Source organism: Paenibacillus antarcticus (assembly GCF_001637225.1).
GTDB lineage: Bacteria > Bacillota > Bacilli > Paenibacillales > Paenibacillaceae > Paenibacillus_AQ > Paenibacillus_AQ antarcticus.
The window spans coordinates 332,786-352,842 of the sequence record NZ_LVJI01000001.1 but is presented as its reverse complement, the minus strand read 5'-3'; the positions used below and the strand labels follow the sequence as shown (position 1 = coordinate 352,842).

Genomic DNA, 20,057 nt, shown 5'->3' with positions numbered 1-20,057 from the left:
ATACTCCTAATCTTGATATATTTTATCGATATTATGTTGGATTTGTTGCATGATTTGCTCTAATAACTGGAGCTGTTCATCTGTGACTCCGGATACTAACAGCTCATTCAAAGCTAACTCGAGGGGAATCGTATCCTGAATAAGTTTCTTAGCAGAATCTGTTGCACAGATCAAAAACGCCCTGCGATCTGCAGGGTCCGTGCGTCTAATAATGAGTTGTTTCTTATCTAGGACATCTAAGATTCGAGTTACGGTAGGTTGATCTTTATCGGTACGTAATGCGAGTTCTTTCTGGTTAATGCCCTCTTCAAGATATAACTGATAGAGTACGGATCGTTGCTCAGGAGTAATGTCATAAGGTCTGAGTTGATGTGCAAATAAGGTGCTTATTTTACGGAATACAGGGGTATATCTATATCCAATAGCCTGTTCGGGGGAAGAAAATCTAAGCAAAATAAACACTTCCTTAGTCATATAGTTGTCATAACAATTATATGTAGGACAACTAAAATTGTCAATCACGATATAAAGTAATTCAAACCTAGTGTTTACTTGGTCTTGGATTATGATTCGGTTGGGCGATCCAACACAGAAGAATATTTAGGGTATAGACTACGTATACAATCTGGGCAAATATCATGTGTGAACTCAGCATAAGTATGTTTCTCCAAAAATTGTTCAATGGCATTCCATAGCTCTTCATCTTTGATTCGTTTGCAGACAGCGCAGATCGGTATAAGTCCTCGAAGGGTTCGAATTTGCGAAAGAGATTCCTGTAAATCATGTTCTAATTGTTTTCTTGAACTAATATTCGTTAGAGATAGAATAGCCCCCTTAATAGAATTCATCCCAAAGGCTACAAGTGGAGATACATCTAACATGAACCATTGCGTCTTATGACCTACCATCAAGCTAAAATCATGAGAAAATGATTGTAACTGTCCATGCAAAATGGATTGAAAAGAATTCATTAACAAAGTGCTTATCTCTCTATTCTCTGTACGAAAAGGAGATTCACAAATTTGAAAAAAATTAATACCAATCCATTGAAAATTTGAAGGGACGTTATTTGACGTAGACATTAAACCCCAAGCTGGATTTACAGCAATCACATAACCATCACAATCTAGGACTGCAATGCTATGCTGCAATGAATGAATGACTTCGTTATGAAATGTGGAGGTCAAATTAGGCATAAGTTACTCTCTCCCTGCAAAATGAATGAAATATTACAAATAGGTGGAAATTATGTGATATAATTCAATGAGAAACTAACGATTATTATATACGTTTGTTACGTCAGAGTTCAAGAGGTTTTACTTATATACGTCATTTTTAATTTTATTTGCAACATTGGAAGGCGGTCATAAGTTGAAGACTATTTACGAGAGAATTGAATACCTAATTAAGAACAAAAGGATGACTAAGAAGTTGTTTTGCGAAGAGTTAGGAATCAGTACTGGGAATTTGGGTGATTGGAAGAGAGGGAAGTCCACACCAAGTACGAATAAATTAGTTGAGATTGGCGCTTATTTCAATACTAGCTTAGATTGGCTCATCTTGGGTAAAGAATCGAAGAATGAATTGTTAAAGGAAGAGCGAGAACAATATATAATAGATACGCTACAACCTGAAACATTTAAATTAAGCAAACGAGAAATTGATTTTATAAAGGAATACATTAAATTTACAGATTACAGACGAAACCGTCAATTAGAATAACTTGCTTAGCTTATATGCTTTAAAAACGGGTACTCATCATGAACGTGAAGGTACCTGTTTTCAGCTCCATAGTGTACCGTTCTTTACTTTTAGTGGTCATACATGTAAAATATATTGTATTGCTAAAAGATGATTCTTTTTATTATAAGCGGTCGTGGTGGAACGGCAGACACGCTACCTTGAGGGGGTAGTGCCCATTGGGTGTGCGGGTTCAAATCCCGCCGACCGCATCGAGTAAGTCTCTTTACCTTTAGGATCACAAAAAAACCTACTTCAGATTTGAAGTGGGTTTTTTTGTTGTAAGAAACTTCGGATGGAGAGTTGTCATTTACTTCAATAGATCATCAATGATATGTTCGAGTTTATCAGGCGTAGTCGCCGGAGCAAAACGTTGGATGACTTTGCCGTCACTGTCGACCAGAAATTTAGTGAAGTTCCACTTCACTGCTGTAGAACCAAGAACACCTGGAGCTTGTTTCGATAAGTATTGAAATAATGGATGGGCAGTATTGCCCTTAACATCTATTTTTTCGAATAATGGGAAGGTTACGCCATGATTTATTTGGCAAAATTGCTCAATATCCTCGCTAGATCCTGGCTCTTGTTCTTTAAATTGATTGCTAGGGAACCCTAAAATTTCGAAATTATGATCTTTAAATTTCTCGTAGAGTTCTTGCAGTCCCGTGTATTGAGGGGTAAACCCGCATTTGCTTGCCGTATTGACGATAAGAAGTACTTTTCCTTGATAATCTGATAAAGAGACCTGTTCTCCACGGATGGTATTCACTTGATAATTGTATATACTCATGGTATTCATCTCCTAACATTTTTTTAAGTATTAACTCTTAATACCTTATTCATTAAATGTACGGAAAAACAAATAAAAGCGAAATGGATCGAAGCGAGCGTACACCATACCCTGTTATTTTATCATAAAGAAATATTAATATATAATTATATTGTGTTAATACAAACTTCTTTGCAGGCTGTGGAAACTTCTTAAGTCGTCAGAAAAATGGTTGTTTTCATATGAACTTGGCAAGAACTACTCATTCGGATCATAGTAGTGGTATAATAAATTGACATCAAGTTGAAAATTCATTAAAATGTCTAAGTACTTGTTGGATGAGCATTCTTTAGATTTTGTTAGCAAATTTAATATAAAATGGGTGATACTGATGTCGTACAGACCAATAATTTCGAACGTGGAAGAAGCCAGTAACAATGAGAAAGATGGATTGTATGAATTCATCATCTATTTGGCAGACGGAACACAGTGCCGCACGTTTTATAACCGTTATCCAGAATGGAAAATGACCAACATCAGCAGGCTGTTAAAAACACCTTGTCCTATATGTCGCAAAGACTTCATTTGCAAATGTATGGAGAACTTTGGTGGCGTTCTACAGCAGCAGATCATTGATAACGAATGGCTTGAAAAGGCTATTGCTAAGTAATGTTTGGATAGTAAGAAAGCGTGGGAAATTATCCTGCGCTTTTTTCTTTGTTATAAGAAAGATGGTTTGTCTCGTGGTATGATAATGAGGTCAAATGAGAAATGATGAGAGGCGGGGATAAGCATGGAAGAAAGCAATCAGGATACGATTAAGAACGGTTCTTCAATAACGTGTCCTTCATCCATTGTACTCATTGATGGTATTTGTAATCTATGTCAAGGTGCCACCAAGTTTATTGTCCGACATGATCATGGCGGGAAATTTCACTTTGCCTCCTTACAGTCGCATACGGGACAGACCTTGTTAGCTGAAGGTGGATTGCCTACAGATGTAATAAATACGATTGTCTTAATTCAAGATGGGAATTATTATACGAAATCAACAGCAGCTTTACGTATTTCTAGACACTTGAAATTTCCATGGCCGCTTGTATATGGTCTCATTATCGTTCCGAGAGCTATAAGGGATGCGATATACCATTACGTAGCTCTCAACCGCTATCGGTGGTTCGGAAAGTCGGATCAATGCATGTTACCGTCACCGGAGCTTAAGGAAAGATTTCTAGAATAAAGTGGGGAGAGTCTGTTCAGTGAAATATATCGGGTTAGTTATCGTTGCGCTCTTGATTATCGGTGGACTGATTTTGTGGGTAAGGACTCTAAAGGCTCGGAAATCGAGTCGGAATGTCATTCAGTTTGAGAAGGCGAAGAATAATATGCAAATGATGCAGAAATGTACCTATTGTAAAAAAATTAATAAAATCACTTTCTATGCAAGTGCCAATGGGACTGTGGTAGGTGTATGTAAGGCATGTAAATCCAAAGTGAATTCCGAAGATATGTTACCCTTATAATGTGAATGAAATGTGTGCAGAGATGTATCTATTAATGGAGCACCGATGATGGAATGAATTATGGTGAAGTAATGAAGATATTAAAATGTTCTTGCTGGCTGGAATAAACTGTGATATTCTATCAGTAAATTAATAGATCGTAAACGGAAGCACCGTTTAACAACCGCATGATTGCGGCTGTTGAACGGTGCTTTTTTTTGTATTTGGAAGGAGGGAGATTTGTGATTCCTGTAAGAGTAGTGCTAGCGGTAGAGGAAAGTGAATATATAGAGCCTTTACTTCGGTATGTCCATGGTAGTGAGTATGGTGAGAAAATGAGAGTCATCGCATTTACTGAGGTAAACAAATTTCTACAGTATATGAACGGAAATGAAAGACCAGAAGTCGTAGTAGCGGAAAGGGTATTTCTAGACCCTTGGTTGAATCAAGGAGATCAGACAGTAACATGGATTGTCCTAGATGACATGGGACAGAGTTCTTTGAAGGGTCCTGTTCTTGCGAAATATCAACCTCTTTCGCAATTGATTGATGCTATTCTCGATCTGACTGTAAGTCAGGCAAGGCTAGCATCCTCTCGAACTTTGGGAGAGACAGCAATGATTGGAATGTTATCTGCCGTTGGAGGGAGTGGAAAGACGACAACGGCATTAAATATGGCGAAGCAGTTAGGGGCTTCTGGCTTATCGGTGTTCTATCTTAATTTGGAGACAATGAATAGTAGTGCTGTCTTTCCAAGGCAGATTAGAAGTAGAGAAAGTGGGCAAGGGCTTTCTCGTCTGCTATACGAATTGAAGGCTGCACAAGAATTGAAAGATTACTCATCTATTTCTATTTCATCTTATGTAGTTTCACATGAAGCAATAAAGGCGGATATATTCGAGCCACTAACTAACATTAAGGAATGGCTTCAGATGAGTAAGGACGATGTCTGTCAACTCATGCAGTTATTAGCAAAGAGCGGACAATATGATGTCCTGATCGTGGATACAGATACAGGAGCAGGAGAACGGTGCGAAGCTGTCATGGAGTCTTGTGAGAGTCTAGTATGGATGCTGCTTGATGATGTGATCAGTATGTACAAGAGCGGACAATGGCTTTCTTTTATAGAGAGAAGTAACCCCTCTTTATTCAATGACATGATGCAAAAGAGTCGATTTATATTGAATCGTTATGTTGGAAGTTTAACGAATACACTCCCGATCCATATTGAACAAATTGATGGTGTCTTACCATATATCCCTTCGTGGAAGCAGGTATGTCATGAGGAGATACTTTTGAGTTCACCGATCTTTCAAAGAGATATTCTGAATCTATGTAGAGACTTAGTAGGAGATATCTTACCTTCTGGTGTCGGGGGAGCGCCACATGGATGAAGAAATGTTCAAGATGATTCGAAGTAGTATTAGATCGGGTCTAGACGTGACATCTTCTGTGGATGATGCTGAGCTAATTAAATATATCGAAAGAACGGTATTTGAGCGAGGAGAATTACAGGATTTAACAGCAATGGAGAAACGTACACTCATTCGTCGTATATATGACTCTTTCCGTGGATTAGATGTTCTACAGCCCTTAGTAGATAATCCGTCCATTACGGAAATTATGATTAACAGCCATCAAGACATATTCATAGAACAAGAGGGAGAGGTAAAACGTATCACGCAACAGTTCGAGTCACAGAACCGCTTAGAAGACATTATTCAGACTATTGTGGCAGGCGTAAACCGTGTAGTTAATGAGTCATCACCAATTGTGGATGCGAGGTTGAAAGACGGATCGCGTGTCAATATTGTTCTACCACCCATTGCTCTGAAGGGGCCCACCATGACGATTCGTAAATTTCCAGAGTCACCGATGACGATGAGTGATTTAGTGAGGCGTGGTGCATTAAGTGAGGAGACGTCACGCTTTCTTCAGAAATTGGTAGTTGGAAAATACAACATATTCATCAGTGGAGGTACAGGATCGGGGAAGACAACGTTTCTTAATGCTTTATCTCAGTTCATACCGGTAGATGAACGTGTGATTACGATAGAGGATTCAGCAGAACTCCAGATTGTAACTGTCCCTAATCTAGTCTCTTTGGAGACAAGGAATGCTAATACGGAGGGAAGGGGAGAAGTTACGATTCGTGATCTGATTCGATCGTCTTTACGTATGCGTCCGAATCGAATCGTGGTCGGGGAGGTCCGTGGGAGTGAGGCTTTAGACATGCTACAGGCAATGAATACGGGACATGATGGCTCCCTCTCAACTGGGCATGCCAACAGCACAAAGGATATGATTAGTCGCCTTGAAACAATGGTACTCAGTGGGGCTAATCTTCCCATTCTTGTCGTTCGTCAGCAGATTAGTTCGGCTATCGATATTTTAGTTCATCTATCTAGGTTACGTGATCGCTCAAGGCGAGTTACAGAAATTAGTGAGGTGCTGGGTATGGAGAGCGGAGAGGTACACGTGAGTCCTCTCTTTCGATTTAGGGAGAGTGGGGAGAAGGATGGACGAATCATAGGAGAGCTCGAGCCCTGCGGTCAATCCATGCAACATATAGAAAAGTTAAAGATGGCTGGTCTTGATGATGTAATTGTGATGGGGGGTGAGGAGGTGAAGTATGAGTGAGAGTAATGACTAAAGTGAAGTCTAATACAAAGTCGAAAGAGAAGACAGCCAGAATTAGTACGATAGATCCATCGCGCCCCGCTCTTCCTGACTATAGCATCTATGAGCTGAGTAGAGCTGAGAGAGTTATGTGCATCGTTATCGGAGGGTTCCTTTTGTATAGCATAGGATATTTATTCTATCACCAATGGATTGCTTCGCTCCTGATAGCCTGTGGCTCTTGGTTTGTTCCTGGATACTGGAGAAGGCATATGTTGAATCGTCGTCGTGCTGCGATGAATCTTCATTTCAAACAGGCTCTCTTCTCATTATCATCCTCACTTTCTGCAGGTCGTTCAGTAGAGAATGGATTTAGAGAGGCCGTTTCGGATTTACGCATGTTAGACCCAGAGGCAGAGAATGATCTTATTATGGAATTGAACATTATTTGTGCCCGATTAGAGTATGGTGAGCCCATTGAAGAAGCGTTGCAGGATTTCAGTCGACGAGCCGTAATGGAAGATATCACGAATTTTGCCGATGTATTTACGACATGCAAAAGAACAGGTGGCGATCTAGTAGAAGTCGTACGGCGTACCTCTACTATCATTGGTGAGAAGCTAGATATTCAACAGGAAATCTCGGTTATGATTGCTCAGAAAAGGTTTGAATCTAAGGCTATTCTTGCAGCACCGGTCTTGATGATATTGTTCATGAACTTATCATCGCCTGATTACATGCTACCGATGTATAGCGGGATGGGGTTCATTATTTCCTCGCTATCGCTGGGTGTGTTAGGTGCTTGTGCTATCTGGATTAGCAAGATTATGAACATCAAATTGTAGAAGAGGGATGGCAATGATTATCCTATACATCGTGTTGCTACTTCTGCTAGTGGGATGTTGGTTGGCACTGAACTGGCACAGCGATGAGAAGTATCGAAGACTTAGCAAATTACCTATGGAAGGTTTACGCCTTAGTAAGGTGGTCGTGCCCATGTTAGTTGTTTTGGACAAGTCTAAGATAACGACAAGGTTTCCGTTTTTCTTCTATAAAGTTCAGCGTTCGATTCAGAAAATTCACGGCATGCGATACAGTGGCGAGATGACCTTGCTCTATTTAGGAGAAATGATGTGTTACAGCTGGCTGCTATTATGCTCTGGATGTGTTCTTTCAATAGGGTTGGGCGAGAAGACGGGATTCATATTAGGTGGTGCTTTGGCAGTCCTTTTACCTGTAGCGATGGTGAGGGATCTGTATAGCAAGGTTCAAGCTCGTGACCAAGATATATTGATGGAGCTTCCCGAATTGCTAAACAAAATCGTGTTGCTCGTAGGCGCAGGTGAAACAGTACAAAAGGCGATAACGCATTGTGTTGAACGGAAGAAAGAACAGTACGATCATCCCTTGTATAGAGAGCTGAATCGTATGATTCAGGATTGGGATAGCGGGTACTCTTTCCAACAGGCTCTTGAAAGCTTTAGTAAGCGATGTGCATTACAAGAAGTATCCATCTTTACAACTACGGTTCTGTTGAATTTCAGACGTGGAGGCAACGATTTTGTATTATCACTACGTGATTTATCACGAACATTATGGGAGAGTCGCAAAATGATCACACGTACTCGTGGCGAGCAGGCATCTTCCAAGCTGGTATTTCCGATGGTTGTTATTTTTATGGTAGTAGTCGTGCTAGTTGGTACACCCGCAATGATGATGATGAATATGTAGGAGGAATGTTGAAATGTTAACGCACGTATGGGGGAAAGTAATGGGTTTCTGGGAGGAAGAAGAAGGGTTAGGCATGTTAGAGATGATCTTGATTATAGCGGCGATTGTTGTGATTGCTGTGATCTTTAGGGATCAACTCAAAGCAATTGTTTCTAATTTATTAAATAAGGTCGGTAAGAAAAGTGACGAATTCATTGAAGGTTAGGCTTAAAAGTAACGAGGGAAGCTTCACGGTTGAAGCCTCTCTCGTTATGCCCATCGTGCTGATGGTGACGATTATCCTCATGTTCTTCTGTATGTACATTTACCAACAGTCTATATTGCAACAAGTAGCTTCTGCCGCGGCGGAGCGGTCGGCTTATAGCTGGGATAACAGTCATAAAGAAGTATTTAAGGGAGCCTTTCCTAAAGGACAGTATGATTCATTGTATTGGAGGATTAAGGATGATCAGATGGTAGGTGCTATGTTTGGTTGGGCGGGGGCTGAGAATAAACAATCGATATCTCTACCTGGAGGCGAGAACTTAGGATCACTACCTACTACGAAATTGTCCAAAGTAAGCATGCTTGTGACAGGGAATATGCAGGGTGAGATAACATATCAGAATAATCTTCTACTACGTAAAGTGAGTACTGAATTAGATCAACTGATTAATTTACCTCTTTTAGACCAGATCCTTTCGGGAGGTACTAAGATAGATGCGAATGCACAATCTCTCGTTGTTGAGCCTGTTGAATTTATACGAACGGTTGATTTGATGAGATACTATGCTGCTAAATTCAAAGGATCAGGGGGGAGTTCGACTAATAAGGGCAATGCAGGTGAAGTGTTGAAGAAGTATGGTTCAAAAAGTAAATAATTCCTGATGGAAAAGTGTAGAGCATATGTCGATTGCTAGTATATGGGAAGGGGAGAGAACATGTTCAGTAAATGGCATACGGACCAGAGGGGCTCAGTGTCAATTTTTCTTATCCTGATCCTAGCCATTGTGTTTACTTTCGTAGCTTTATTCATCGACTATGCACGGATTGCTGCAATGAAGGTTCAGAGTGAGCGCTTGGTACACTCCGCAGTTCGTTCTGTGATGTCTGCCTATGAACCAGAATTACAGCAGGAATATGGTTTGTTCGCTTATGGTGAGAGTAATGGAGATCAGATCATGTCTGGAGTGCTAAATGACAGTATGGATCATGGAGATCGAGGAGATTCTTTTTCGATATTACCTCTTGAATTGGATACGTCCTCTCTACAAATGGAGCGAATGCTCGGGGAATATGAAATATTCAATCGCCAAGTCGGTGAAGAAATGAAATATAAAGCACCCATAGATTTCACGTTAGAAATTGTAAATAAATTCAAACCGATATCTCAATCCATGAAGGAAGCTTCTAACACGGTGGATGTATTAAAGAAGCTTCAGAAGTTATATGACAAACGCGAAGATGCATTAGACGAGATGCTTAAGAAACAGAAAAAGTCAGCGCAGAGTGTAGACGATATATCTAATCTGATCATGGATCAGGCTAGTACTCACATTTCCAATGAGTCATTGGGGGGAGGTATCCATTCTGGTAAGGATATAGCCGCTCAATATGATGACTATGTGCTTAAGGCAAATGAGTTGGAGCGTCTAATTACCCAGAGGCAGGGGAAGATTTCAACAGACAAGAGTGAAGATGATAATGAGGATGCTGAGATAGCCTTAATGGACTCATACAGCAGTTTGATAAGTGGTTATCAGCAAGGGTCTTCTAGCGTTTTATCTTCTATTTCTAATATTCAGAACGCATTACGTGCAGATCACTTGAAGATGTTACCCGAAGCGATAGATCTATGGGAAGAAGCATATAAGTTGAATGAACAAATGAAACAAGTAATTGAGGAGTCAGAGAACCGCTCCCAAAGTGAAGGGTACGATACGGTAACTCGTGAGGACAGTCCGGGAAGCACCGAAGAATTAAGTAATGAGGACTCAGAAGCCATTCGTAAGATTAGAGGGCAAACGGATAAATTACTGCTACCTGAAGCATTATTGCAAGATTTAAAGAAAGAGATTGACGTTCAGATCAATCACCATCAGGCCTTAGACGGCCAAATCACATCTTTTAGTTCTACATTGAGTGGAGCCTATGGTACCACGTCCAGTAGTAGTCAGATGAAATCTGCCGTTATTGAGACAAGAGTCCAGATAGACGATTATTTGCGCAAGTATTTTATTCCCGGTTCAAATAACATTCTTGAAGCAGAACTAAGGAAATTAGAGGAGAATCGATCTTCTGATAAGGAGCGTAAGGAAATAGAGAAGAAGGCTAAAGGTAAGCTGAAGGATGCTACCAATATCCTAAATAAGATAAATGAATTGAGCGGTAAGGCTGGAAGCTACATGGAGGCGTATCGTACGCTCCAACAATATTACGATGAGAGCATGATCTTTAATAAACAATCTGTTGGTGATTCCTCTTATCAAGGAGCTCAGCTGGATAATGATCCTTATGACGCCAGTACTTCAGCAATGGATAACATGGATGGTTTATTTGGGTCGATGGGCAGTATGTTAACGGGCTTACAGGACGAATTTTACCAAAATGAGTATGCATCGCTCTATTTTCATCATTTTGATATTACACAGTTGGGAGATATCGTTAGTAACCCTGATAGTTCCATAGGGGACGATTTAGTGGAGCAGCTTAGTATCCATAAGCAGGAGTTAGAGTATATTTTATATGGATTTCATAATCCAGTAGGTAATATATCAGCCGCTTATTCAGAGATTTTTGGAGTACGACTAGCGATACGAACGATGGAAGGTTTAGTGAAGAGTAGCAAACTAGGCAACCCTTTATTAATTCTAGCTGCTGCCTTGTTATATGGCATTGAAATGGCGATAGTAGATATGATTCAACTGTGCCAAAAAGGGTCGATTGAATTGTCAGCGTACTTAAAGGTGGAAATGACTTACCGTGATTACTTGAGGGTATTTCTATTCATTCATAGTAACAATGATAGAAAAATGTCGCGTATGCTTTCACTGATTCGTTTCAATACGGGTATTAACCCCGCTGAGCGGGCGACGTATTCCTCTGGTGAAGTTCGGATCGGTATGAAATTATGGTTTCTCCCTGGCATCATGAGAATGTTCAGCTCAGCTACGAATAGCGAAGATGAAGTGGAAGGAAACCGTTATTATGCCATCAAACAAGCCGATTATTCCTACTAGAAAAACGAACAAAGAACAAGGGAGCATGGTTCTTGAGGCGGCACTAGTATTTCCGTTTTTTATTTTTTTCATTGTGTTCTTAATCTATATGATTCAAATGACATTGATCTCAACCGCACTTCAAAGCACCGTGTCCGATACTGTAAAGATGGTTTCTTCTCATATGCATCCTATTGCATTAGTAGTGAAGCAAGAAATACCGTCAGAGGAGAATAAAGACACGCCATTAACAGGGAATTGGATCATACCTAAGTTATCTGTAACAGATTGGGCATCCCAGTATAGCAGTTCTCTTCCAGCTCCATTTAATCAATGGATGATGGATGCTGCTGCCAAGGGGGATGAGCCATTACAGACAATAAAAAACGCAACGGCCGAAACTGTACTAGATCCTGTAGTTAAGCCTTTGTTGAAGCCCTTCATTCAGAGTGAATTCTTAAATGCGAATCGAATTCATGTATCCAATATTTATCTTCCTGATATGAAGACTAGAAGTAATCCGTATTTCGGTATTGAACTCAGTTATGAACTGCCGATAAAAGTACCTTTTATTAATAAAAAAATTGTGATACAAGCGAAGGCTCAAGAACGTCTATGGATCGGTGATACATCAGAATCTACAGATGTGGGTATGGGTGAAGATGAGGCATCAACAGCTATTGAGGTCTTAGAGAAGCCTGATCCTGCTGTTGTTGGAAAGAAGACAAAAGTGAGGGTGAAGGTTGCTCCTAATTCAACAGCACAACTTGCTGTATTTTATAAAAGTGGTGCGAGTACCGCCAAGTATCTTGGATGGAAACAGGCCGATTCCGAAGGTTATATCGAGTGGGAGTGGTTTGTTGGAACGAATACGACACCAGGGACTTGGCCATTTGTAATTACAACTGAAGACGGGCAACGAGTTGAAGTCATGTTTACAGTGGTTGATCTAAGATGAGTATTCACAAGGATAGGAGAAATAAGCATGGAGTTTGCTTTTGCAGGATGTGCGATACTTGTGGTTACGGCCTTCATAACAGATATTAAATCGATGAAGATTCCGAACGTGCTTACCATTCCGGCGATAATATGTGGAATGTTGTACCATTTAATAGACTCTGGCTGGAGTGGAGTGATGTTCACTGGAAAGGGATTATTAGTTGGATTTGGCATACTTCTAATTATGTATTGTATGGGAGCTGTGGGAGCAGGTGATGTCAAACTGTTCGGTGGCATTGGTGCTTGGACAGGGACATTATTCACGATTCAGTCTTTATTGTATTCGATACTATTCGCAGGACTTATTGGAATGTTCATATTGTTATGGCGTAGGGAGACGCTTGTTCGTCTTCGAAAGGTGATTCGTGGAATCGTAGGATTATTTGTTCTAAAGGATTCTGTAGCACTGAGGATGGTAAGTAAGGAGCAAATTCGCTTTCCATTTATGATTGCAGTTGTCCCTGGTATGATCTGTGCTTATCTATATGCTGTACCCTATTAGAGAGAGGTGAATATATTGTTTGGATTAACACGAGATTTCATTCATAGTGGTGGGAATTATATGGTTTTGAGTAGTCCTGAGGGCATTCCTTCATCTGATTTAAGCAGAGTTCAGACGAGCATGATCTCAGCGGCGAAAGTTCCTCATCTATTACCTCTTCATTTGAAGGAACTAGATTTCAGGGTGAGTATCCAATATGATATTTCTAATAAGAAAATGCTTACTCACTTGCTCAAAAGTGATAAATTAAGCTTAGATGAATACTACGGTCTATTATTGCAAGTTGTAGGTACGCTCTACGATAGTAATTTATTTATGTTAGATCCAGATCAATACATACTTCAGGAAGACTATATGTTTATCGATGGACCTCTCCATATGGGTACGCTATATCTGACCTATATACCTATTTCATCTATGAAGAATTTGAGAACCATCCAATCTTCACTACACCATCTGATAACAAGGCTTATGGCCTCTGTGACTGAATTACAGGGTAATGGTATTCAAACGCTTCTTCATTATGTAAGTGTTGAAGAATTTACATTGTTAGGGTTGAAGGATTTGCTTCAGAATTTACTCGCGGGAGCTGGACAAAGCTTACCATCTCAGCAAGTTCACAATAATATACCTCAATCAAACTTGCAACGATCGAATATACATCAACATCATATAAGACAATCTCAGACGCTTCAATCTAATTCCATGCCTAGTTCCAAACCCAATGCTATCCCACGAGCAACAGAAGTTGAGCGAAAAGTGAGATTACCTGCGGATTCAGCAGAATTGCCTGAACATCTCTCCTTCATATCAAGAAACCGAGAACCTTTAAGAAAGACACCAATGCATACTTCATCTGAGAATGAACATGCATGGATGGAAGATAATGATGAGTTTGATATGACGGATGGAGATGAGGAACATAAGTCGTCTTCAACGACAACATATGTAACTTTAGGTTGCATAGTTACGTGTGCTGTTGCATGGAGATTCCTCTATATGTCCTATCCAGGTATAGTGATGCTAATTGTCAGTATTCTTGTTACAGCTGTCCTTGGAGTTATTTCATGGTTAGGATGGAAAGGGACACTCCGTCTACCTATGAAGCGAGTAGAATCTTTGACAGAATCAATACCTTTATTTGATTCAGGTAAATTGGAAGAATCACATCGCAAACGAGGATCGTCATTTCAAGTAGAGAAATTGACGGGATTCTTCGGAGGATCATCAAAGGAGAAAGAACTTGAGCCTTCGGAGAAGCGATGGGTTTTTCCAGATAACATTACATCAGAACGTACTCGAGCGGATAGAGGAATAACGAATAGAGAATCACCTGTAGCCTCAATGTATGATGATAAAGAGGACCAAAGCGATTATTATGCTCAATTGGGACACAAAACGGAAATGTTATCTACTCCCAGAGTTAATGCAACAGTTCTATTGACTCCGGAGAATAACTCGTCCCAAGATGTACATGTCACATCTTATAAATCGTATCCCTATCTTGAACGAAGAGAAATAGGACAAGGAGATCAGGAAGGGTCACTGCGAGGAGACTCAGCCCAGGGTGAGAAAGCTTTGACTCCAATTGTACTGAATGTTCCTCACTTCATTATTGGAAGATCTGCGGATGTTTCCCAGTTCGTTGAAGAAACACCTGGAACCTCAAGAGCTCACGTAGAGCTCTCTAAAGGAAGTGGGGGATATGTCATTAAAGACTTAGGTTCTAAGAATGGTACCTTACTAAACAAGGAACCTATGGTTTCCTATAAAGAATATCCCCTCCTAGATGGAGATACATTTACAATCATTAAAGGAGAGTATACGTATCACTTAAGATCTTGAAGAGCCTCCTGTATTCCTGGGAAAGCGAATATAAATCCATGCTCAAGAGCTTTACTTGGTATGACACATTGCCCCTTGAGTAGAATAAGTGATAACTCTCCGACAATTCCTTTTAAGAGAAAGCTCGGAAGGGGCAACCAATAGGGACGATGATGTACCGAAGCGACGGCTCTACCGAATTGGTCGTTCGTGACGGGCTGTGGTGTAGAAGCATTGACAGGCCCTTCGATATTAGGATTAAGGATGCAGAACTCAACTAACCGCACCATATCAGAAATATGAATCCATGACATCCACTGCTGGCCGCTGCCAATTCTTCCACCTATACCAAGCCTAAAGGGAAGTCGCATCATCGGATACGCCCCACCGTCATTTCCAAGTACTACACTGATTCGTAATTTAACTAATCGAACTTCTTTAATGCTATCCGCTGCATCTTCCCATTGTTGGACAACATCTGATGGGAAATCCATTACGGAAGTTTGCGAATTCTCTTCAAATGTTTCTTCCAATGAAGTTCCGTAGATTGCAACGGCTGAAGCCTGAATGACAACAGCTGGCTTATTCTGTAAGCGTGAGACTAACTTACTGAGTGTTGAGACAGTTGTTAATCGAGATTCCATAATCCGCTTCTTGGCTTGTTTCGTCCACCGCTGACTTAGTGATGCTCCTGCAAGATTCACAAGTGCGTCCAAGTTCTCTAATGACTCAGGATGATGACTTATTTGGTCCCATGTGAGGTACTCTAATTGTTCGTTAGAAGTTGGATTTGAGGGGATCTTTCGAGTAATGACGACGATGTGATGTCCTTGTGTAGTCCAATGCTTAATTATAGATTGTCCTATAAAACCTGTTCCTCCACATATAGCAATTTTCATAATCATCAACTCCTTTTCCTTATTAATTAATATGTTCGATCCGCTCATGCGGGACACGTTCTTTCTGTACAAAAAGACCACACAGTCGAAATGATTCATTTCAATGGTGTGGTCTTATATGTATAGGCAATCTTATTCAATCGTATTATATTATCTATTTAGTAAATGTTCATACGGTTTGTAATCAATCTCATTCTTCTTCAGAAATTTCATTAAGAACTTATTGTCTCGCTTAGGCGTAGCGACAATGTATCCTTGAATACAGTGGTCTCTTGTAACTTCAGTTGCCTTGTTCTCAATAGCTATCTTACCAATCTCAGCTGCGATGGAATGTTTAGCTATATCTCGAAAGGCGGTGGGAACGGGACTGACTAACAAATCTAAAAGTGCTTTCGATTCGTCATTCCACATCGGACGACTTCGTTCTACCCAATAATTCTGCCAATCTAATTTGGATTTCCCATCTGCTTTGGGAAGCACCTTCAGAAACTTACGGAACATGAAGAAGCCCCCGATACACATGGCTCCCATCATAACGATTGTCCAAAAGGCAATGGAGTTCATGAACCATCTACTAGGCGTGGTGCTTAATAACAAATTGGCCACTACTGTGGGATACATATATGTTCACCTCAATGATATTTATCTTGACTTCATTTATTCTTGTTCATGTGGAAATACTAAGAAAGATTATGTCAGACTCTATACACAACTTGTATATTTATTACAGAAATAGCTATCTGGAAGTATTGTTAAGTAGTGTTAATGTCAGCAGCAAAAACTGGTTTAATCAGGAAGGAAGTCCTGTTTCTTTTTGATTATAACGCATTTCTAGATTTTTTTCGATATTCAAGTTAATATAAAGGATATTCATGATAAAGGGGGATGCAACATGTTGAAAATTGGTTCCCATGTGTCTTTTTCGGACAAGGGTTTATTGAGTGCAGCTAAGGAAGCAAATACCTATGGCTCTAATTCGTTTATGATATATACCGGTGCACCACAGAACACGCGCCGTAAGCCCATAGATTCCATGTATCTTGTGGAAGGTAATGAACTGATGCAGAAGAATGGTGTCGAGGAGATCGTTGTTCATGCACCGTACATTGTTAATTTAGGGTCGTACAAGTCCAATACGTATGAGCTTGCTATTAGCTTCTTACAAGAAGAGATTCGTCGTACACACGCTATTGGTGTAAAGAATATTGTATTACATCCTGGTGCGTATACAGATATGGATGCTGATTATGGAATCCAGCGTATTGCAGATGGGTTAAATGATGTGTTAGAAGGTACAAATGAGACAGATGTTAACATTGCTTTAGAAACAATGGCTGGTAAAGGGACTGAAATCGGACGTAGTTTCGATGAACTTGCTCGAATTATTGATAAAGTAAAACATAATGAACGTCTAACCATATGTGTAGATACCTGTCATATTCATGATGCAGGATACGATATTGTCGGTGACTTAGATGGCGTTCTTGAAGAATTCGACCGAATTATTGGAATTTCGCGTATAGGTGTTATCCATTTAAATGATAGCAAGAATCCGCGTGGTGCTGGTAAGGATCGTCATACACCTATCGGTAGTGGGTTCATTGGATTTGATACGATTAATCGTGTTGTGCACCATGAGAAGCTACAAGGCTTACCGTTTATTCTAGAAACACCTTGGATTGGAAAAGATGTGAAAACGCAACGGCCTATGTATGAAGTAGAGATTGCTTTGCTTCGTGGAAATGTGGCTGAACGATTTGGAATTGAATTTCTGAGTCAAGTAGAACAACTTCATTCGTATTTCTCAGCACAAGATATAGACCCACGAGGATTTGTATTGGATATTTGGAATTTGCTGAAGAATGATGCAAAAGCCAAAAAAGCTGATCCACGGGAACCGTTAGAACGACTATATGATATGGTTGTAGAGGCCAATCTGTTCACTGATCTAAGTGAAGAAGGAATTAACCAACGCATCATCGCATGTTTAGCGGGTAGAGATATCATTACAAGCTTATAAAGCCAACAAACACAGGTGTTGAGAGAGAGGTATATTACTAAAATGGAAGTACACACAAAGAGTGTTTCTTTAACGGAAAACCCATATAAAGAACGTGCGCGAATGCTTATTTCTTGTCCAGATGGACCAGGAATTGTAGCTGCTGTTTCTCATTTCTTACATCAACATGGAGCTAATATTGTTCAATCAGATCAATACACTATGGATCCTGCTGGAGGCATGTTCTTCATGCGTGTCGAATTCGATCTGGTCGAACTGGAGCAGAGGTTGCCTGGATTGGAAGAGCAGTTCAAAGAGGTAGCATCTAAGTTTAAGATGAATTGGAGAATTCATAACGTAAATCGCAAGAAAAAGATGGCTATCTTTGTATCCAAAGAAGATCATTGTTTAGTTGAGCTAATTTGGCAGTGGCAAGCTGGAGATCTTGATGGGGAAATTGCGATGGTCGTTAGTAATCATCCTGACATGAAGGAATATGTTGAATCCTTCGGTATACCCTACCACCTCATTCCAGTAACTCCGGATACAAAGAAAGAAGCGGAAATGCGGCAGTTAGAAGTGATTGGAGATGATATAGATATCATTATCCTTGCACGCTATATGCAAATCATCTCACCTACGTTTATTGAACACTATCGTAATCGAATTATTAATATCCACCACTCTTTCCTTCCGGCATTTGTGGGAGGTAAACCTTATAACCAAGCATATCACCGTGGTGTCAAAATCATTGGAGCAACTGCGCATTATGTCACAGAAGAACTTGATGGTGGACCGATCATTGAGCAGGATGTACAGCGCGTAAGTCATCGTGATGATGTGAGAGAATTGAAGAGAATTGGACGGACCATTGAACGCGTAGTACTAGCTAGAGCTGTGAAATGGCATATTGAAGATCGAATTTTGGTACATGAGAATAAAACGGTTGTTTTTAATTAAACTAGGAAGTAAACATGAAGAATCTCGCTCAAATGAAGCGGGATTCTTCATGTTTCATAGCATTCGATTCCAGGATCAGGTAAAATAGAAGTTTAGATGTAACGAAGGGAGTAGATCACATGTCAACGATTCAAGTAGAAGGAAAAGGCTCATTTCAAGCCGAAGAAGGAAGAAAGCTAGTACTAGTTCTTGAAGACAATGGTGTAGATATATTACACCGTTGTGGTGGGAACGCTAGATGTACAACTTGCCGGGTTGAGATTCTAGAGGGAGACGCCGGACCGATTGAGCAGGTAGAAGCAGAACTTCTTGCTAAGAAAGAGATTACGGATCCTAATATCCGTCTCTCTTGTCAAGTTCGAGTACACTCAGATCTATCTGTAAGGCCGTTGATGACAGCTTCCGAGTCAGGTTTGGAACCGGGCGGACGCCCACAAGAGTAATATCAATCAACCATAACGAACATATGGACTATCTTCTGAATGCATCCCCATAGAATGACATTGGAAAAACCGATGATATTCTAGGGATGTATTTTTATTTTTTATTGCGAGAGGAAGGACTGATATTGTGCCCTTTACATTTGCACATCCACTGTATGCTGCACCTTTAAAGTTGTTGAAACCCAAATATATGAGTTTAACAGGAATCATTCTTGGGAGTATGGCACCGGATTTTGAGTATTTCATAGCACTTGAACCTTACCAAAGCATAGGTCACACAACAAAAGGTTTCTTTATACAGGCCATACCATTAAGTATATTGTTAGCTTTCGTTTTTCATTTATTAATTAAGGTGCCTCTAACCCGTAACTTACCCTCATTGTTTGATATGGATAATATTTATGGTCTCTGTAGGGATTGGATTTTACTCACATGTTCTATTGGATGCGTTTACACATAAATCCGGCTTTTTTGTTATGAAATATAGCTTTTTACGAGAGTACATCATGGGGATACCTGTTTATAAAATGCTACAACATTCACTATCTATTGTGGGCTTAATATTTGAGAGTAGCATTCTGACATTACTACTCCGTAAAACCCAAGTAGATCAAAGCTATGCTCGGATGAATAGTAGAACAAAAATAAGATTTGGGGCGGTCGTTCTGTTCGTAACCATAATGACCGTCATACTGAAGTTCTCATTCTCCACAAGTACGAATTACATTGGAATGTTAGTCGTTTCATTGATCTCTGGGTGCTTCCTGGGGATAGTAGTGTCTAGCATTATTTATAGGATACGCTTTAAATGAAAAGTGAGTTTTCATTACAACGGGAGGATAATGAACCAATTTCTATCCCTTGCGGTTACAT

Annotated in this window: 22 protein-coding genes, 1 tRNA gene and 1 pseudogene; 19 read left to right on the top strand and 5 right to left on the bottom strand. The window is 40.1% G+C overall.

Features of this window, described 5'->3' with window-relative positions; translation table 11 throughout:
• Positions 1-6 precede the first annotated feature (6 nt).
• Both PBAT_RS01730 and PBAT_RS01725 read right to left on the bottom strand, forming a co-directional pair.
• Positions 7-453: a MarR family winged helix-turn-helix transcriptional regulator gene (locus PBAT_RS01730; RefSeq protein WP_169810071.1), complete on the bottom strand. Its 447-nt coding sequence runs from the start codon at positions 451-453 to the stop codon at positions 7-9.
• 110 nt (positions 454-563) lie between these two features.
• A complete protein-coding gene (locus tag PBAT_RS01725; protein WP_068646014.1) occupies positions 564-1,196 on the bottom strand; it encodes a nitrogen regulation protein NR(II) in 633 nt (210 codons plus the stop codon).
• A 223-nt stretch (positions 1,197-1,419) separates the two neighbouring features.
• On the opposite strand from PBAT_RS01725, the gene PBAT_RS01720 reads away from it, so the two are divergent.
• Both PBAT_RS01720 and PBAT_RS01715 read left to right on the top strand, forming a co-directional pair.
• Positions 1,420-1,722 (top strand): helix-turn-helix domain-containing protein, encoded by a 303-nt coding sequence (locus tag PBAT_RS01720; RefSeq protein ID WP_420848716.1) that lies wholly within the window; start codon positions 1,420-1,422, stop codon positions 1,720-1,722.
• A gap of 148 nt (positions 1,723-1,870) precedes the next feature.
• Positions 1,871-1,952, top strand: a tRNA-Leu gene (locus tag PBAT_RS01715).
• A 98-nt stretch (positions 1,953-2,050) separates the two neighbouring features.
• Here PBAT_RS01715 and PBAT_RS01710 read toward each other — a convergent pair.
• A complete protein-coding gene (locus PBAT_RS01710) occupies positions 2,051-2,530 on the bottom strand; it encodes a glutathione peroxidase (protein WP_068646012.1) in 480 nt (159 codons plus the stop codon).
• A gap of 370 nt (positions 2,531-2,900) precedes the next feature.
• Between PBAT_RS01710 and PBAT_RS01705 the strand changes: the two genes are divergently transcribed.
• The 13 genes from PBAT_RS01705 (at position 2,901) to PBAT_RS01645 (ending at position 14,904) form a co-directional block, all read left to right on the top strand.
• A complete protein-coding gene (locus PBAT_RS01705; protein WP_068582432.1) occupies positions 2,901-3,179 on the top strand; it encodes a hypothetical protein in 279 nt (92 codons plus the stop codon).
• A gap of 123 nt (positions 3,180-3,302) precedes the next feature.
• Positions 3,303-3,749 carry a thiol-disulfide oxidoreductase DCC family protein gene (locus tag PBAT_RS01700; protein ID WP_068646011.1) on the top strand — a complete coding sequence of 149 codons (447 nt, stop codon included), beginning with the start codon at positions 3,303-3,305 and terminating at the stop codon, positions 3,747-3,749.
• A 19-nt stretch (positions 3,750-3,768) separates the two neighbouring features.
• On the top strand, positions 3,769-4,032 hold the full coding sequence (locus tag PBAT_RS01695) for a hypothetical protein (RefSeq protein ID WP_068646010.1): 264 nt from the start codon (positions 3,769-3,771) through the stop codon (positions 4,030-4,032).
• A gap of 221 nt (positions 4,033-4,253) precedes the next feature.
• The gene (locus PBAT_RS01690; protein ID WP_068646009.1) at positions 4,254-5,405 is read left to right on the top strand and encodes an AAA family ATPase; all 1,152 of its coding nucleotides are present in this window, start codon (positions 4,254-4,256) and stop codon (positions 5,403-5,405) included.
• Positions 5,398-6,651, top strand: a complete 1,254-nt coding sequence (locus PBAT_RS01685; protein WP_068646008.1) for a TadA family conjugal transfer-associated ATPase — start codon at positions 5,398-5,400, stop codon at positions 6,649-6,651. Before PBAT_RS01690 ends, PBAT_RS01685 begins: the two co-directional genes overlap by 8 nt.
• 5 nt (positions 6,652-6,656) lie before the next feature.
• On the top strand, positions 6,657-7,475 hold the full coding sequence (locus PBAT_RS01680) for a type II secretion system F family protein (RefSeq protein WP_084402797.1): 819 nt from the start codon (positions 6,657-6,659) through the stop codon (positions 7,473-7,475).
• A gap of 13 nt (positions 7,476-7,488) precedes the next feature.
• On the top strand, positions 7,489-8,361 hold the full coding sequence (locus PBAT_RS01675; RefSeq protein WP_420848714.1) for a type II secretion system F family protein: 873 nt from the start codon (positions 7,489-7,491) through the stop codon (positions 8,359-8,361).
• A gap of 13 nt (positions 8,362-8,374) precedes the next feature.
• Positions 8,375-8,566, top strand: coding sequence for a Flp1 family type IVb pilin (locus tag PBAT_RS01670; RefSeq protein WP_068646006.1), 192 nt, complete (start codon positions 8,375-8,377; stop codon positions 8,564-8,566).
• Positions 8,544-9,221, top strand: coding sequence for a TadE family protein (locus PBAT_RS01665; protein WP_068646005.1), 678 nt, complete (start codon positions 8,544-8,546; stop codon positions 9,219-9,221). Before PBAT_RS01670 ends, PBAT_RS01665 begins: the two co-directional genes overlap by 23 nt.
• Before the next feature lie 60 nt (positions 9,222-9,281).
• Positions 9,282-11,579, top strand: a complete 2,298-nt coding sequence (locus PBAT_RS01660) for a TadE/TadG family type IV pilus assembly protein (RefSeq protein ID WP_068646004.1) — start codon at positions 9,282-9,284, stop codon at positions 11,577-11,579.
• Positions 11,548-12,516, top strand: a complete 969-nt coding sequence (locus tag PBAT_RS01655) for a pilus assembly protein (RefSeq protein ID WP_084402749.1) — start codon at positions 11,548-11,550, stop codon at positions 12,514-12,516. The genes PBAT_RS01660 and PBAT_RS01655 overlap by 32 nt, the downstream gene beginning before the upstream one ends.
• Positions 12,517-12,543: 27 nt before the next feature.
• On the top strand, positions 12,544-13,059 hold the full coding sequence (locus PBAT_RS01650) for an A24 family peptidase (RefSeq protein WP_068646002.1): 516 nt from the start codon (positions 12,544-12,546) through the stop codon (positions 13,057-13,059).
• 15 nt (positions 13,060-13,074) lie between these two features.
• Entirely contained in the window at positions 13,075-14,904 is a 1,830-nt protein-coding gene (locus PBAT_RS01645; protein ID WP_068646001.1) for a DUF6382 domain-containing protein, read from the top strand.
• Here PBAT_RS01645 and PBAT_RS01640 read toward each other — a convergent pair.
• Together PBAT_RS01640 and PBAT_RS01635 are read right to left on the bottom strand one after the other, a co-directional pair.
• On the bottom strand, positions 14,889-15,782 hold the full coding sequence (locus tag PBAT_RS01640) for a TIGR01777 family oxidoreductase (protein WP_068646000.1): 894 nt from the start codon (positions 15,780-15,782) through the stop codon (positions 14,889-14,891). The two genes, PBAT_RS01645 and PBAT_RS01640, sit on opposite strands and share 16 nt — an antisense overlap.
• 150 nt (positions 15,783-15,932) lie before the next feature.
• The gene (locus tag PBAT_RS01635) at positions 15,933-16,403 is read right to left on the bottom strand and encodes a DUF2621 domain-containing protein (protein ID WP_068645999.1); all 471 of its coding nucleotides are present in this window, start codon (positions 16,401-16,403) and stop codon (positions 15,933-15,935) included.
• Positions 16,404-16,674: 271 nt separating this feature from the next.
• Here PBAT_RS01635 and PBAT_RS01630 point away from each other — a divergent pair, with 271 nt between their 5' ends.
• From PBAT_RS01630 to PBAT_RS26340, 4 genes and pseudogenes are all read left to right on the top strand, one after another.
• A complete protein-coding gene (locus PBAT_RS01630; RefSeq protein ID WP_068645998.1) occupies positions 16,675-17,802 on the top strand; it encodes a deoxyribonuclease IV in 1,128 nt (375 codons plus the stop codon).
• Positions 17,803-17,844: 42 nt separating this feature from the next.
• Positions 17,845-18,741, top strand: coding sequence for a formyltetrahydrofolate deformylase (gene purU, locus PBAT_RS01625; protein ID WP_068645997.1), 897 nt, complete (start codon positions 17,845-17,847; stop codon positions 18,739-18,741).
• A 119-nt stretch (positions 18,742-18,860) separates the two neighbouring features.
• Positions 18,861-19,184, top strand: coding sequence for a 2Fe-2S iron-sulfur cluster-binding protein (locus PBAT_RS01620; protein ID WP_068645996.1), 324 nt, complete (start codon positions 18,861-18,863; stop codon positions 19,182-19,184).
• Between the two features lie 127 nt (positions 19,185-19,311).
• Positions 19,312-19,996 (top strand): annotated as a pseudogene (locus PBAT_RS26340) (DUF4184 family protein).
• The last annotated feature ends 61 nt before the right edge of the window (positions 19,997-20,057 follow it).